Genomic DNA, 15,739 nt, shown 5'->3' with positions numbered 1-15,739 from the left:
GTGTTTCTGTCGAGGTTAATCCTCCATGAACCCCTATCTTTAAACAAATTGATGGGGAGTCTGATCATATGTTTGGGAATATGGGTTTTATCAAGAGGTGGCTGAAGGAGATAACGATCTTTGTTGGCGCGTTGGGAGCGGCGTTCTCTCGGCCCGAGGGGATCTGATTCTCTTCATAGACGCCGATCTTTCGACACCTATCTCCCAGCTTGACAGGATCATAGAGGTGCTCCGTCGGGAATACGATGTGGCCGTGGGCTCAAGATCAGGGGGGGAGGGTTAAATACCGAACCTTCAAGAGATTCGTGCTCCATTACCTCTTCTCCCTTCTCACAAGATCGCTTTTCGGCTGGAGGATAAGGGACACACAGTGTGGGTATAAGGGGTTCAGGAGGAATGTGGTAAAGAGGCTGTTCTCAGACCTCAAGGTCAACGGCTTCTGTTTCGACGTTCAGATCGTGAAGATGGCTCTAAGGATGGGGTGCAAAATAGCGGAGGTTCCCATAAGATGGCGGGAGAAAGAGGGGTCTTCGATGAAGTCGATGAGGGATGGAATGAGAATACTGATCGATCTTCTGAGGATAAGGCTGGATGATGATTGACGGCGGAAGTTATTATTCCCCGCTGAGCCGCTTTATCTCCCATGCCACCCTCTTCCAGCTTCCGTCAGGACGCAGCAGGGCGTGGGGTGACTTGCTCTCAGGATGGTCGTAGCTCCATATCAAAACCCCCATATACCCCTTCTCCCTCGCCTCCCTCAGAAACCTTCCGACAAGCTCGGCCTGCCTCTCCTCATCCTTCGTCTCCTCCCTCACGTTATACTCGCCTATCAGACAGGGTTTATCCAGCTTGAGCGATTTAACAGGCGGGAGATAGGTGGAGTCGGTGTAGATGTGAAAGTCGTAGAAATCCAACCCCAACCCTTTGTATTTACCTTTTGCGACGTTCTCCCATCCGTGCCATCCTGAACCGACCGACACCTTAGCTCTGGGGGCGACCCTGTGTATCGCATCGGCACACTCTCCCAGGAACTCCCTCATCGTGTTCCAGTCCGTTCCCCTCAAACTCCAATTGCCGCTTGGGCCTTTAACGTCCGATTCGGGCTCGTTCATCAGATCGAAGGCGAAGAGATAGGGGTGATCGCCATATCGCCTCGCTATCGGGATGAGGACGTTCTGGATGTAGACCCTTCTGGCTTTCTCATCGACGACCATGTTGAAATGATCCGTGTTCAGAAGGCCCGATAACAGGCACCAGTAGATCCTGATCCCGTATTTTGGACAGATCCTGTCCATCACGTAATCCATATGTTCGAACAGTTCAGGATATACTCCTGTGGGATATCCGTCCTCATCGAAGATAACCCCTCCCCTCATATCCGCAAGGAGCCACCATCTCACCACCTTTACTCCCATTCTGTGCATGTCCGCAAAGTACCTATCGACCTTCGCCTCATCAAAACCGCATCCCCATTCGGGCTTATAGGCTACATCCCACCCCATCCTCCCGTCAAGCCATGGCAGATTACAGCCCAGGGTGAAGGTATCCCGGACTTCACCTCCAAAGGCCAGCGACGATATGAATATGAAGATGAGAAACCGTGAAAGCTCCACTGTGATCACATTAACATTCGCTGCTGGCAGTTCGATATCTGCTGTCCAGCCTCTATTTTAGAGAATTCCGGACGACAAACGACCGATCGACACTCGGGGAGAATGTAGGCGATAGCGGCTTTTTTATCCTGAACCTAGAAGCCCTAAAGCATCATAAAACCTTCGAAAATCGAATTGATCGTTGAGCAGTTTCCCGAAGAGATTTATCTTTCTCTCCTGGCAGAACCGGCTTCTTCCAAAGACCTGGTCTATCAACTGCGCGGCCGTGAAGGTGTCATGACGAACCAGGATTATCGGTACCCCGAGCTCCTCGGCTCGGGAGAGGATTATCGGGCTTGGATAGATGTTCCCTGTCAGGATCAGGCATTTAGTTGGGGTTTCAAGGGCAGCTAGCTGTATCTCGGGCCTATCTCCTCCTGTGATGACGGCCTTGTTCGCCCTTCGCCGGAAGTAGTATAAGGCGGCCTCTATCGTCATGGCACCTACCGTTATGTATTCCACCAGCTCATCGCATTCCTCCTCACAGCACAGGACCTCACCATCCAGGGCTTCAACCAGTTCCCCCACGCTAACGGATTGAAGGATCCGCTCGCGAGGCAATACCCCTAATACGGCTATCCCCCGTTTCTCCAGATATGGACGAACCACCTCCTCGACGAACTGCATTCTAGGCTTCGGCACCATATTTAGAACCACTCCTAACAGCGTATCCCCGAGCATATCCTTAGCGGCAAGCGACTCGTCCACGGCCGCCATGTCGGATTCATATCTGATCACCATCAGCTCCTTAGCGCCGAAGAGATCGGCCACATATGATTTATAAAGCCCAATTATGTAACCCTCACACATGGATCCTTCGCCCTCAAGGAGCAGGATATCCTTGTCCCCGGCGTATTTTCTGAAGGCCTCCTTCAGTTGCCCTTCAAAATCCAGCTTAACCGTCTCACGCAGAATCGCCTCGACCGTCTGCGGGGTCAGGGTGATCGGAACCAGATCGCTCAACGGATGAGGCAGATCGAAGAATTTTTTGATAAACAGTGCATCGTCGTCGATCACTTCCCCCTCTTCGATCTGTGCCATGGCGCTGACCGGCTTCATGTAGCAGAACGAAAAGCCCTCCTCATCGAATTTCTTAGCCAAGCCGACACACAATATGCTTTTCCCGGAGGAAAGCTGATTTGAAGTGACATATAGGGCTACCATGTTTTATTCTCCCGAAGATTTTCTCCCCTTGAGAGCGGCGATTATTCTCCTGCCAATTATCGCTGAGTGTAGCAGAGATTTCTAAAATTAGCGTCCACAGTTGACCGTTCGCGGTCCACCGCTATCTCGCTGCGGACCGCTGATGATGGACAATCAGCCATAGATAGATACTGCACCCAAGGGGAAATAAGAGCGAAAACATTATAGTCATCTGGATGAAAGCACCATTCTCACATCTACGGCTATAGTTCCCTTTCCCACCTCCATCACCATGAGCGGGTTGATGTCCAGCTCGACGATCTCTGGGAAATCCATGGAGAGCTGGGCTACGCGGAGGATGACGTCTACCACTGAATCTATGTCGGACGGCGGCTCGCCTCTGAATCCCCTCAACAGCCCTATCGATTTTATCTCGTTGACCATCTCAGTCGCCTCTCGTCGTGAGAGGGGGATTATACGGAAACTCACATCCCGAAGGGCCTCCACGTATATCCCACCCAGTCCGAACATGAGAAGCGGCCCGAATTGAGGGTCGTGACTTATCCCGACGATCACCTCCCTGCCGCCTCGCACCATCTGCTGGATCTGACATCCCCATATGGTGGCGTCCGGCATATACCGAGTGGCACGGTAGATGAAAAGGTCGAAGGCATCCCTGACATCCTCCGGAGTCTGTATGTTCAGTTTAACTCCACCCACATCGGTCTTATGAAGGATATTCGGGGAGGCTATCTTCATAACGACCGGATAGCCGATCTCATCCGCTATCCGCACGGCCTCCTCCGGTGTTCGAGCCAGCCCCGTCTTTGGAACCGAGATACCACATGCCTGGATGATCTCCCTCGCCTCCGTGTCGCCCAGCGTCAGCCTTCCCTCAGATCTGGCGGTTGTGATCACCCGTTTGATCCTATCGCGGTCGAACTCGTATCGTTCCACCTTAAGCGGAGGGGTTTCAAGCCAGTTTTTGTATTCATACATCGCCCTGAAGACCCCCGCAGCTCTCTCCGGAACCTCGTAGTTCGGGATGCTGTATTCTCTGAGTATCTGAACCCCCTTTTCGGTGGTGGCTTTGCCCATGAAGCATCCCAAAACCGGTTTATCATATCTGGAGGCGATCTCTCCAACTACCTTGGCGGTCTCTTCTATCTGCGTCACAACCTGAGGGGTAAGTATAACCACAGCTCCGCCGACGTTAGGATCGTTCAACACGGTTTCCAGGGCGACAGCATACCGATCGGCAAGGGCGTCGCCTATCACATCGACGGGGTTTAAAACGTTAGCGGCCGGGGGGAGATGAGCCCTCAGACGCTCTATTGTCTCACGTGAAAACCGGGCTATAGGCACGCCGAATCGCTCGCAGGCGTCCGTCATCATTATCCCGGGCCCGCCGGCGTTCGTCACGATGGCGATTCCGCCGCCTTTGATCATCGGCTGCATGGCAAATCCGAGGGCGTAATCAAAAAGCTCTCGAATGGAGAAAACCCTGATGATGCCCGCCTGCCTGAAGGCGGCCTCATATGCCTTCTCAGAACCGGCTAAGGTTCCCGTGTGGGATGAAACAGCCCTGGCGCCTGCCTCTGTTGTCCCGGATTTTATGGCGATGATGGGTTTGGTCTTGGTTACCCTACGGGCCACCTCCAAAAAACGCACCCCGTCAACTATCCCCTCAAGATAGGCGGTGATGACCTTGCTGTGAGGGTCTTTCTCCCAGGCTTCAAGCAGATCGATCTCATTGAAATCGGCCTTATTCCCCAGACTGACAAACCTGGAAAACCCGATCCCTTCCGCAAGGGACGTGTCCAGGACGGCGGTACAGAGGGCACCGGATTGAGACATAAAGGCGATCGAGCCCGAATGAGGCATTCCGGCCGAAAAGGAGGCGTTGATAGGCGTGATGGTATCTATCAATCCCAGCACATTCGGCCCCATCATCCTCATACCGTATTGACGAACGATCCTCACCAGCTCCTGTTCCAGTTTTGCGCCTTCGCCCCCTGCCTCCTTAAAGCCGGCCGATATGACGATGACGCCTTTGACCCCCTTCCTTCCGCATTCCTCCACGGCCTTCAAAACATGTCGGGCCGGTATAACCACCACGGCCAGATCTATATCATCAGGGATGTCCAAAACGGAAGGATAACATTTCAAATTAAGTATCTCATCGGCTTTAGGGTTTATGGGATAAACCCTGCCTTTGAACCCCGATTGGATTATGTTGAGTAAAACGCCGTATCCCAGCTTTTGCTTGTTCCTCGAAGCACCTATAACGGCCACCGACTTTGGAGAGAAGAAAAATTCAAACATCCTCACACACCTGAATAAGCTAGTTTGAAGGTCCTTCTTAATTTAGCCTTCAGCCTAAGAAGATGTCATTCATGGCCATCTGTAGTCATTGCGCCGTCACCGATGACGACAAAACCTGATGACCCAATGACCACGAGCAATTTATATTATAACCTTCACCGCCGAGTTTTTCAATGGACAGTAGTAGGGGCGAGGTATTCAAAGAAGAATGCCTCGCCCCTACGGTTTGATCTGCTTTTCTTGTCTTGACAGGCCGGCTCCGATGTTATAGCATTCTGGCACTTCCTAAGCCCGAGGAGGTTATATCGTGGCAAAGACAAACGACGGGGGAAGGCTCTTGATCGGCTGGGCGTCGCGTGACGTCACACCGAACCGGCCGGTGATGCTGCGCGGTCAGTTTTATATGCGGATATCCCAGTTTGTCCGAGATCCGTTGACGGTCACGGCGTTGGCGATCGAGTCCAACGGCGAGCAGTGCGTGATGGCCTCTGTAGATCACGTGACGGTTCCCGAACCGCTGATCAAAGGTGTGCGTAGGAGGCTTGCAGAGCTGGCGCCCGATCTCGATCCGAAAAAGGTCTTCATAAGCGCTACCCATACGCATACAGCACCTCACATGCTCGATCCCGACTCGAAGGAGATCTTCATCGGCTGGGAGGACCCAGGACCACAGGTGATGTCACCCCAGGAGTACGGAGAAATTCTCATAGATCGTTCCGCGGAATGTATCGCCGAGGCCTGGAATTCTCGAAAGCCAGGCGCGATCGCCTTCGGGATGGGCTATGCCGTCATAGGCAGAAATAGACGCCAGGTTAAAAAGGACGGCTCCGCGTTGATGTACGGCGACACGTCAACGCCTGAGTTCTCACACATCGAAGGATATGAAGATCATTCCATTCAGTTGCTCTTCACCTACGATGGAACGCTGCGCCTAACCGGCATGATCGTGAACGTCCCCTGTCCGGCCCAAGTAACCGAGGGACATCGCTTTGTCTCCGCTGATTACTGGCACGAGGCTCGGTGTGAAATCCGGAAGAGACACGGTGATCGCCTTTTCATTCTGCCTCAGTGTAGCGCTGCCGGCGATCAGTCGCCACACGTGATGTTCGATAAGGAGGCGGAGAAACGGATGTTGAAGCTCAAAGGGTATATCGATCGCGCCGATGGAGATGTTAGGCTCGCGGAGCGTATGGAGATCGGCAACAGGATAGCGAACGCGGTGGATGGGGTGCTTGCCGTCGCAGGCGGTGATATCCCCGACGAAATTCCCCTGCGTCACTCCGCTCGAACGATTCAACTGCCACGCAGAAGGATCACGAAAGCGGATGTCGAAGAAGCACAAAGGCAGATCCAGTTCTATGCGAAACGGCTTCAGGAGCTATCTGATCGGCCTGTGACGGACCACGAGCGCTCCACGTGTTATGGCAGGCGAAGTTGGTATGAGCGGGTGATCGAGCGGTATGAACTGCAGGAGAGGGAGCCTTATTACCCTATGGAGCTGCACGTTATCAGGATCGGCGATCTCGCTTTTGCGACGAACAGCTTCGAGCTCTATCTCGACTACGGCATCCGGATCAAAGCCCGAAGCAAGGCCGTTCAAACCTTCGTCGTCCAGCTCGCTGGCCCCGGATCCTATCTTCCGACGGCTCGCTCGGTAGCCGGTAGAAGCTACGGATCCGAACCGGCTAGTAATATCGTCGGCCCTGAAGGTGGAGATGTACTTATCGAGGAGACGCTGAAAGACATAGAGAGCTTATTTTGAACAGCAGGGAAACCAAGCTATGCAGCAAAGCGGTTGAGGTTCTGATCTAGTCTCCAAATCGCGCCGCAGGGGAAGGTAAGACACGCTTTATCTCCCCGATTCGGTATCCGAAACCGGGCCCCCGGACCGTGGATATATCGACCATGCCTTCCCTTCGGCTGTACGCGCCCGGATGAACCTCTGCCTCCGGCATGGAGGCTTCAGGATAGAACTGCATGCTGTTCGTCTCCACCCCCATGATCGTCCCGGCATGTGCCGCCAGCATAAGATGGGGTATCTGGGCCAGCATCGGGTTGGTCAGATCCTGCACCATCAGGGTCATACCGTGTGCCTTGGCCCAGCACAGGCTCAGCAGAGCGCCGGTCTGCGTCTTGCAGGTTTTGAGGGCCACGCCCGTCCATCCCAACTTACGTCCGAGCCTGATCAAATGCCAATCATGGGCGCTTTCGTCCATGAAAAGCGGTTTCCTTGCCGAGACGCTGTGAACGTCGATCTGGTTCCTCTCCAGATCATACGGGAACGGCTGCTCCACGTAGAGGATCATCCCGTAGATGCGTGGATGTTCGAGCATAAGCCTGTCCAGGATCTCGTTGACGTACGACGGATCGGTGACGGTGCAGTTAAAATCCGCCGTCAGCCAGTATACGTCGTGCCGGAGTGCGATCTGTCCCACCTTAACGAGCCTTTCGTAATCCCATCTCTCGTCGTTGCCCCTCAGCTTCACCTTCAGACATTTCAGGCCGTCTCGTTTTATCCAGTCGGCCAGAAGCACGGGATATCCGTCATCGGGCTCGGTGCCGTCCAGCTCGGTCTCATCTAGGGGATCTTTGCCGCCGACCAGATGCCAGGCCATCATGCGATTCGGCCGGGGGAAGACGAGGAAATCCTCAACGTGTTTCCCCCTGAACGAGATATCTGCCCCCTCGGCCGGTTCGATGAAATGCGATAGATCGGCGCTCATGAACTCCGGGTTGTACGTTTCGTATATGGGAATCCGATGTAGGTTTCCATAGGCGTCGTGTAGGGCTATATCGAAGAGGGAACAGCAGACAAGGGCGGCAAGCCAGGGCATCGGTTCGGAGCCTTCCCTCCGTCCGTTGAATTCATCGAGGAGTTGGGGCAACTTATCCCTCTGGAAGGCATGGCCTACCTCTATCGGATGGCCCCATTCATCGAACAGGGACCACTCTTCTCCCAGTATCAGACAGAAATCCTTCAGCGCCTCGTGTCGTTCCTCATAGCTTAGAGAGCTGGGCCACACCCATTGGACGCTCAGCGGCGTCTCGCCCCATCCCTCAGCCCTTCGTCCTCTCCTATCCTCAACGATCATGCGTGCTCGGGCGCATGTGACATGTGTCAGGGTTTCGGGACCGAATTTCAGCGGGACGCGCGTCCGCACGGGGAGGAAATAAAGGGTCACACGCTTAGGTCGAACGTCGGTTTCCTTCGCCATGGTAAACCCCCGAAAATCAGCTTATGTCCTATCGATGAATATTATCTCATACCACAGCGGACCTTTTCAATTTCCCCTTCCCAATCCACATCTATGACCTCCCAAAACTCTCGCGAAGTTCTGAGCCTCAAGCCCTATTCTTGACAATCACCACCTGCTGGTTTAAAATAGTGGGCGATGAGAATATCCGATGGAGAGGTCATGTCATGCCGCAAAAGGTAAGGGTTGCGATGCTGAGCTTCGCCCACGTGCATGCCGAGGGATATGCGCGTCAGGTGAAGGAAAATCCCGAGGCCGAGATAGTCGCCATCTGGGATGAGGAGGAGTACGGCGGCAGACAGGCCGCCGAGAGACATAAAGTCCCCTTCTATGAGGACCTGGATGAGGTGCTCGCCAGGGATGACGTGGACGGCGTGGTCATCAACGCCCCTACTTCGATGCACAAGGATATCATGATCGCCGCCGCTAAGGCGGGGAAACACATCTTCACCGAGAAGGCCCTGGCTCTGACCGTGGAGGAGTGCGATCGGATAATAGAAGCGGTGGAAAATGCCGGGATCAAGTTCATGATCTCGCTCCCCTCCAGATGCAGCCCCGATATACTCCTGGCTAAAAAGGTCGTCGAGGAGGGGATAATAGGCGAAATAACCATGGGACGTGGACGTATCGCTCACTCCGCCGCTTTGGACGGATGGTTTCCGCCCGGAAACTGGTTCGGCGATCCCAAAAGGGCCGGCGGCGGAGCGCTTTTCGATCTGGGATGTCATCGCGTTGACGTCATACGATGGCTTATGGGCAAGCCTAAAAGCGTCCTTGCGAAGATAAACAACTTCACCCACAGATACGATATAGATGACAACTCCGTCACGCTGGTTGAGTTCGAGAACAACGCCATCGGGATCATAGACGTCACCTGGATCCACCGTTCAGGGCCGAACATGCTGGAGCTGTACGGCACCGAAGGATCGCTCATCATCGGCCATCCCAAAGGGATAGTGCTGACGAGCACCAGATTCTCATCTGAGGAGGCGCAGAGATATATCCGTGAAAACAGACCCCAATCCCTGCCAAGCCCGATGCAGCAGTGGATCAGCGCCATACTGCACGGGACGCCGATGACCATAACCATACAGGACGGCAGAAACCTGACGGAACTCCTACAGGCGGCATATATCTCAGCAGCGGAGGGTAGGGAGGTGAGGTTGCCGCTTTGACGAATCGGAGGCCTTTGCCCAAGGTGGATTTCGAATCGGGCGAGGGGGAACCCTCGCCGATCCGCAGATTTCACCTTCTCCCTCTGATTATAGGGGTTTTGGGGTTCGCCGCCCTTTACAGCGTCGTGGTGTATGGTTTCTCGAACAAGTTCTGGGAACCGCCCCTTTACGCCGTTCTGATACCGGAGATCCTCATCTATATGGGTCTAGCGGGAAGTTTCTTCCTCCTGATATGGGACATAGTCCGAAGGGATGATCTCGGAATAGGGATCATCACCTTCGGCATCATATTTTATCTCAGTCTGATCTTCATCCTCCCCTATATCGCCATCTGGAGCGGCCCTGACAGACGGGACTCACTCGCTGAGATCGTTGCCGTTCTGCGACAGCCTCTTACGGAACATAGACTTCGAGGTGAACTGACGAACGTCAAAGCGAGCGATCATTTCGTCTTCTTTACGGATTCGCCCACCAGAATAACCGTCGAGCGTATGAGACGGTTGGAGGAGATCTTCTCTAGAGTCTCCAAATTGTTGGGGACCCCGTCCCCTCCTGATAGGATCAAGATATACCTCCCTGCCAGGGATGTCAGGTTCGGCGTTAACAGGGGAAGCATATACGCGGCGAGCTATGATGAGATAGGTAGGTATCTCGTCCATATGGCGCTTTATCTCGGGCCGGGATACACCCCCGTTCAGATACTGTATGAGGGGATAGGTAGGGCGCTGGACGGCAGGAAGGTCGATCGAATCCATAAGGAGGCAAGGGATATACTCAGGACAGGCCTTGCGCCGCCTCTCTCCCATCTGATTCCGTATCGCAGATGGCATCACGCCTCGACCGAGGAGCTCGAACGGGCCAAAAGGCTATCCGGATCTTTCGTCAGATATCTGATAGATCAGTATGACATCGGCTCTTTCAAATCCCTCTTCGGCAGAGCTACCGAATCGACCGTGAAGAAGAGGTTCAAGAGGATTTACGGGGCGGATTTCCGATCTTATGAGAAGAGATGGCTCACCTTTATCGCCACGGAGTACTGCGATGTGCCCCCTGATCGGGCGACCGATCAACCTTGGCTCAAACTCCAACTCCTCAAAATCGATGCATACGAGAATAGAAAAGGCGTTCAACCTCAAATCTATCTCGATCTTGGCATGCCGCCGGAGGAAAAGTGGGCCACGCTGAGTCCGCTTTCCGGTAAGGAAGCGGATGAGGTGGAGAGAGAATTCGCAGAACCATCGAACATAGAGGAATTTCACGGCAGATTCGGTCGGTTGCGCGAGACCAGATGGCGCAAACACAGGGACAGATATGAAGACGGATTTATAACCTTCAGGATGAAAAAGGGACGTTCCGGCTACGCCTTCGTCTTCGCCGTCAGCCGGGATGAGAGAGAGGGTTTGTTGAGGTTCGGCTGCATGGGAAGGGCGAAGGTCTATCTGAACGGAAATCCCATCCTCAACACTGCCGGCAAATCGGCGTTGCTCGATAGCGATTCCGTTCCGATCAAACTCCGTCTCGGCGAAAATCCCATCCTGATTAGGATCTCAGGTGAAGGGGAAGCCTCTTTCATCCTGCGCATCACGGCCATGGATGGGGGGAAACTTGACGGTTTGGAGTTCAAATCGCCAATTGGAGATTGATCTAGTTCGCTCTTATTTCCCTTGAGTAGGGGCGAAAGATTTTTCGCCCGTACTATCTATGGCTAATTGTCCGCCGTCCACAGCTCAACCGTCATTTGTAGTCATTAAGTCATTCGGCTTCGCCGTCATTAATGACTACAAATGACGATAAATGACGACAAATGACAATAAATGACCTATAAGCGGCGGACAGCCGAGAGGCGGACGGTAGCTTTAAAGATCTCTGCTACACTTAGCGATAATATGAGCGAACGCAATTACGCAACCAACGTTAAAACGTTTACACCTAGTGATAAGATGTGTGTAGGGTTTTACCAGCTCTTGAAAGCGTAGGTGGGTCTTCCTGTAGCAAGGCCGATTATCCCCCATATGCTGCCCATAAAGAACTCTCCCAGAACGAAGCCCATGAACAGCGGGAAAGCCCTTCGATATGCTTTAATGCCTCCATATCTGAGTATGGTTCGCTTGGCAAGCCAGCTTATAAAAAACGGGAACCAGAGTTTCTCAAAATGGTAATATCCCGCCACCGGGTAACCCAGCGGATGCAGCGGCCACCATAGAAACCGGAGCCTCATAACCGTATTGAAGAGCACCACCATAAATCCGATGCCCGCTGAGACCAGGAAACCCCTGTCCGGACCAGAGGGCCTTGTCACCCATCTCTCTATGCTGTTGTAGGCCACCAGTCCTCTCCATGCCTTCAGCGCCCCCAGCTTGTAGTTGAGCTGAAGGAAGATCCAAAAGGTGAGAGAGATCGTTATGAAGGAGACGAAGAGCATGGCTTTCCACAATCTCCTAGCATTCATGCTGGCCCTGTCGGCCAGCTTGAAGCTCTCCAGTTGAAAGGGCATCGGCACGTTCCTGAGCTCCTTCGTCATCGTCCACAGCGGTGCGGCGACGGTCAGGGTCTGAGGTGAAATGTGTCGGCTTCCCACTGCCGCCACGGTCAGTTGAACCGGACCTGAATAGTGTATCCCCTGAAGGGGCGGACCCAATTCGGCGCGCATCCTCGTAAACGCGAAGACTATGGCTAGGTACAGGATCAGAAAGCTCAGGGCGAACCAGGCCTCCATCCCGGCCTGATAGAGCAGCATCGTTAAAAAGGCCACCCCCAGGATCGCCCCCAGAACCGCCGTTCTGTAGCTCATCGGCTCATTCGAATCGTCCAGCTCAGGCTCAAGACCCAAAATCCTTTTCACTATCCGCCATAGCCATTTCCTCCCCATCCACAGCGCTACGACGGATATCCCCAGATATCCCCCTAGTATCTGTTGATCGGGGAAGGGATATCCAGGAGCATTGACCCCTATCGCGCTTCCTACAACCCTCTCGGCCTTCCATATCAGGAAGAAAAGCCAGCATGAAAAGAGAAGATCCAAGGGGATCGGGAAAGCCAATCCGATCGCATAGGGATTGACCTGGATGAGAAAACTTCCCATGCTATTCCAGGGCTTATCGACGAAGTGCGTCCCGAGGTTGTATCTGATCGGCACCGCCGGGAAAACGGGATATAGGAAGTTCAATCCGTTCATGATATCTACCCCGGCGGCCACGCCAAACCCCAACCACATCAGCCTGTTTCCCCAGAATCCCTTGCTATCCCGTCGGCTCATCTCGAAAGGCAGCTGAACTAATGGATAGGTTAGCTTTTCATGTTCTATCCACTGTTTTCTGACGATGACGTTCAGGCAGATCATGATGAAAACCATAGCCGTCAGGAAGATGGTCCACCAGATCATCGGCTTCAGCCATCCCAGCATATGCTGGGCGGTGTAGAAGGTCGATTCGCCCTCATAAAACCCCCGCAATACCTTCTCGTCGTTCACCGTGGTCCACTCCGGCAGGTACCTCCAAAACAGAGTGCTCCACTCATTTTCAGGCGTGGCGAACCACCGTGCTACCCCCAAGGTGCAGAAGATGCTGTGTGTGTAATCATGGCTGGTGACCGTGATGGAGTTTATAAGCAGCACGTATATCGTGAGCAGTTCTCCCTGAGATAGGCCTCTTCTGGGGAGGATGGCCTTAAGGGCTAGGTTCAGGAGGGATACCAGAAACAGGCAGAAGATGGCGTTGTAGAATATGCCCATCGTAGTGGGATACTGTGCCCCCCAGACGGTCTCCCACTGCATGACAAGGTAGATGTTAAGGGGGACGAAAGCAAGGCCTATCAGGATGGCACGTATCGTGACGCCGTTTCTACCCTCAGGTTTCCCTAGCATCTCGCGTGAGCCCTACGTCCCGCCGAAATAGTGTTCCTCAGCTTTCATGGAATGATCCGCTAGAGGGATTCCTTCTCCATGGAGGATTTGGGGCACGGCAACGCCGTACCCCTTTCGTTATGAACCTCACATCCCTTTGATCTTCGCCCATGTGGTGGTCAGTTTACCTTTAGCCGAGACGGCGATTTTGCCTCCCGTCTTCTGATATTCCACGTCCGCATCGGTTGGCGTCCGAACGTTGGCCGAGTTCGGATCGATGGCACCTTCGTTGCTGGTGATGAAAAGGCAGTCGAGCATCGTGGCATCCTCACGGGTCCAGATCTTGATCAGTACCTCCCCCTGGGGGATCTTCCACTTCCTGTCGAAGGTTCCTCCGTCCAGCCACTGATTTATCCTGTCCCAGTGCCACATATTGCCCTGTTGAACGGCCCATCTGTAATGGGTGTCCCCGGACTGCTGCGGATTTTGATCCTCAGGATCGGGCGGGACAACTGTCACCCAGAAGGAATCGCTGTTTCCGTCCCACGCTATCACCCTCCCCCAGATGGCATATGTATCGTCCTTGGGGATATTCACTATGAACTCTGCAAATCCCTGACCGCCGCCACCGGTGGCAGGAGCTCCTGGCATCCATATGAACTTCCCCCTTGAGGGCTCATCCGGGAGGGGTCCCCCTTTCTTTTTGGCGTCCTCCGGCACGCCTACCACCATAGGGGGTTGGATCGTGTTCGCCAGCTCGGCCTCCAACGCTATCTCCACTTCCTTTGCATGGGCGAACGAGAGAAAACCCATGCAAATGGATATCACCAGTCCCGCCGCTAACGTTCTCCCGATCAAGGTATCTCCCCCTTTAGCTTTAGTTGAGGGTCAAAGGACGAGAGTCGAGAGGCCGACTCCCGTCCTTTAGCTCCCCCTTATAGGTTTCATCGGACCGATTTAACTTTGGCCCAGGTGGTTGAGAGCTTCCCTGCGGGTTCCACAGCCGTCGCCAGCTCTGAGGGCAGCTTCGGCTGAACTTCAGCCTCATCGTCCGAGAGGTTGTCGGTGATATAGAGGCAGTCGAGCATCGTGGCGTCCTCACGGGTCCAGATCTTGATGAGCGTCTTACCGGCCGGTATATCCCATTTCCTCTCGAAGGTTCCTCCATCCAGCCACTGGTTGATCTTGTCCCAGTGCCACTCGTTCCCCTGTTGGACAGCCCATCTGTAGTGGGTGTCCCCTGTATCCTGAGGGTTCTGATCTGCGGGGTCGGGTGGGACGACGGTCACCCAGAAGGAGTCGCTGTTTCCGTCCCACGCTATCACCCTCCCCCAGATGGCGTAGGTTCCGGCTTTGGGTATGTTGATATAGAACTCGGCAAATCCCTTACCGCCGCCGCCGGTTCCAGGGGGTCCGGGAACCCAGACGAACTTTCCCCCTGATGGTTCATCCGGTTTCGGTCCCCCCTGTGCGGCGGCATCGTCCGGAGTGGCGACGACCATCGGAGCTTCGATGGTGTCGGCGTTCTCGGCCTCAACTCCGATCTCCACGGCCATGGCGAGGAGCGTAAGCCCGAACGCCAATCCGAAGGCCGCGGACAAAGTTAACATAATCTTGAACATGCTGATTTTACCTCCTCGATCTTCGCTTTTTTAGAGCCTCCCCCTTTATCCATCCCCACGTGATCCTAAAATCGACGAGCGGATTAACCCCTACGGCGCTGTGTCCCGGCTGCCAGGCCGGTTCAACATACCAGCCTTCGCCTCGCGTGATCCTCCGCACCTTGCCTGTCCTCAGATCCATAACGCAGATCTCCCAGTTTCCCCTTTCACCCTCGGATTGATAAATGATGTGGTTTCCGTCAGGTGACCATCTTGAAACGGCATCATCCACGTCATTATCGGTAAGCTTTCGCAACAGTCTCCCTTCCTCATCCATCAGGTAAATCTCCATATCACCTTCCCTCATAGAGGTAAAGGAGATCGCCGCGCCATCGGGAGACCAAGCAGGATAGGAATCCAAGCCAGGTGAATTCGTCAGCCTTTTCGCCCTTCCCTCCCTCAGATCCATCAGATAGATCTCCCAATCACCGCTCATGTTCGAGGCGAAAGCGATCCTCTCACCATCGGGAGACCATGCCGGCAGGATCTCATCCGCAGGGCTATCCGTCAGCCGCTTCAACTTTTCACCTCGATCATCCATAAGCCAGATGTCGAAGTTGCACGATCGATCGGAACTGAAGGCTATCCACCTACCGTCAGGAGACCACGCGGGAGCCTTGTCCTCAGCCTCGTTGCGAGTCAATCTTCTGAGCTTCTCACCATCGCCGTTCATGACGTAGATCTCGGC

At 54.0% G+C, this 15,739-nt stretch carries 13 protein-coding genes; 5 read left to right on the top strand and 8 right to left on the bottom strand.

Annotation, left to right across the window (positions count from 1 at the left end; translation table 11 throughout):
- Positions 1-97 precede the first annotated feature (97 nt).
- Both J7M22_00885 and J7M22_00880 read left to right on the top strand, forming a co-directional pair.
- Positions 98-283: a glycosyltransferase gene (locus J7M22_00885; GenBank protein MCD6505154.1), complete on the top strand. Its 186-nt coding sequence runs from the start codon at positions 98-100 to the stop codon at positions 281-283.
- The gene (locus J7M22_00880; protein ID MCD6505153.1) at positions 246-602 is read left to right on the top strand and encodes a hypothetical protein; all 357 of its coding nucleotides are present in this window, start codon (positions 246-248) and stop codon (positions 600-602) included. Before J7M22_00885 ends, J7M22_00880 begins: the two co-directional genes overlap by 38 nt.
- A 12-nt stretch (positions 603-614) precedes the next feature.
- Here J7M22_00880 and J7M22_00875 read toward each other — a convergent pair whose 3' ends face one another.
- The 3 genes from J7M22_00875 to J7M22_00865 form a co-directional block, all read right to left on the bottom strand.
- Complete coding sequence (locus tag J7M22_00875; GenBank protein ID MCD6505152.1) at positions 615-1,622, bottom strand: cellulase family glycosylhydrolase; 1,008 nt, start codon at positions 1,620-1,622, stop codon at positions 615-617.
- Positions 1,623-1,736: 114 nt separating this feature from the next.
- Complete coding sequence (locus tag J7M22_00870; GenBank protein MCD6505151.1) at positions 1,737-2,816, bottom strand: phosphotransacetylase family protein; 1,080 nt, start codon at positions 2,814-2,816, stop codon at positions 1,737-1,739.
- 207 nt (positions 2,817-3,023) lie between these two features.
- A complete protein-coding gene (locus tag J7M22_00865; protein ID MCD6505150.1) occupies positions 3,024-5,120 on the bottom strand; it encodes an acetate--CoA ligase in 2,097 nt (698 codons plus the stop codon).
- 307 nt (positions 5,121-5,427) lie between these two features.
- Between J7M22_00865 and J7M22_00860 the strand changes: the two genes are divergently transcribed.
- On the top strand, positions 5,428-6,882 hold the full coding sequence (locus J7M22_00860; GenBank protein MCD6505149.1) for a hypothetical protein: 1,455 nt from the start codon (positions 5,428-5,430) through the stop codon (positions 6,880-6,882).
- A 46-nt stretch (positions 6,883-6,928) separates the two neighbouring features.
- Here the strand turns inward: J7M22_00860 and J7M22_00855 are convergent, their stop codons facing one another.
- Entirely contained in the window at positions 6,929-8,335 is a 1,407-nt protein-coding gene (locus J7M22_00855) for a mandelate racemase/muconate lactonizing enzyme family protein (protein MCD6505148.1), read from the bottom strand.
- Between the two features lie 206 nt (positions 8,336-8,541).
- Between J7M22_00855 and J7M22_00850 the strand changes: the two genes are divergently transcribed.
- Positions 8,542-9,549 (top strand): Gfo/Idh/MocA family oxidoreductase, encoded by a 1,008-nt coding sequence (locus J7M22_00850; protein ID MCD6505147.1) that lies wholly within the window; start codon positions 8,542-8,544, stop codon positions 9,547-9,549.
- Entirely contained in the window at positions 9,546-11,192 is a 1,647-nt protein-coding gene (locus tag J7M22_00845) for a hypothetical protein (GenBank protein ID MCD6505146.1), read from the top strand. Before J7M22_00850 ends, J7M22_00845 begins: the two co-directional genes overlap by 4 nt.
- A 311-nt stretch (positions 11,193-11,503) precedes the next feature.
- Here J7M22_00845 and J7M22_00840 read toward each other — a convergent pair whose 3' ends face one another.
- The 4 genes from J7M22_00840 to J7M22_00825 all read right to left on the bottom strand — a co-directional run.
- Entirely contained in the window at positions 11,504-13,411 is a 1,908-nt protein-coding gene (locus J7M22_00840; GenBank protein ID MCD6505145.1) for a hypothetical protein, read from the bottom strand.
- Between the two features lie 126 nt (positions 13,412-13,537).
- Positions 13,538-14,248 (bottom strand): hypothetical protein, encoded by a 711-nt coding sequence (locus J7M22_00835; GenBank protein MCD6505144.1) that lies wholly within the window; start codon positions 14,246-14,248, stop codon positions 13,538-13,540.
- A gap of 86 nt (positions 14,249-14,334) precedes the next feature.
- A complete protein-coding gene (locus J7M22_00830) occupies positions 14,335-15,012 on the bottom strand; it encodes a hypothetical protein (protein ID MCD6505143.1) in 678 nt (225 codons plus the stop codon).
- A gap of 7 nt (positions 15,013-15,019) precedes the next feature.
- The coding region (locus J7M22_00825) for a PD40 domain-containing protein (protein MCD6505142.1) at positions 15,020-15,739 on the bottom strand (720 nt) is incomplete at its 5' end.

Source organism: Candidatus Poribacteria bacterium, from assembly GCA_021162805.1.
In the GTDB taxonomy this organism is placed as follows: domain Bacteria; phylum Poribacteria; class WGA-4E; order B28-G17; family B28-G17; genus JAGGXZ01.
The sequence above is the reverse complement of the archived record's forward strand: the minus strand, read 5'-3'. Positions and strand labels throughout refer to the sequence as shown.

Coding starts and splice junctions, on each gene's coding strand:
- J7M22_00880 (MCD6505153.1), top strand. CDS start 246: ATGTGGCCGTGGGCTCAAGATCAGGGGGGGAGGGTTAAATACCGAACC.
- J7M22_00870 (MCD6505151.1), bottom strand. CDS start 2,816: ATGGTAGCCCTATATGTCACTTCAAATCAGCTTTCCTCCGGGAAAAGC.
- J7M22_00865 (MCD6505150.1), bottom strand. CDS start 5,120: ATGTTTGAATTTTTCTTCTCTCCAAAGTCGGTGGCCGTTATAGGTGCT.
- J7M22_00855 (MCD6505148.1), bottom strand. CDS start 8,335: ATGGCGAAGGAAACCGACGTTCGACCTAAGCGTGTGACCCTTTATTTC.
- J7M22_00850 (MCD6505147.1), top strand. CDS start 8,542: ATGCCGCAAAAGGTAAGGGTTGCGATGCTGAGCTTCGCCCACGTGCAT.
- J7M22_00840 (MCD6505145.1), bottom strand. CDS start 13,411: ATGCTAGGGAAACCTGAGGGTAGAAACGGCGTCACGATACGTGCCATC.
- J7M22_00830 (MCD6505143.1), bottom strand. CDS start 15,012: ATGTTCAAGATTATGTTAACTTTGTCCGCGGCCTTCGGATTGGCGTTC.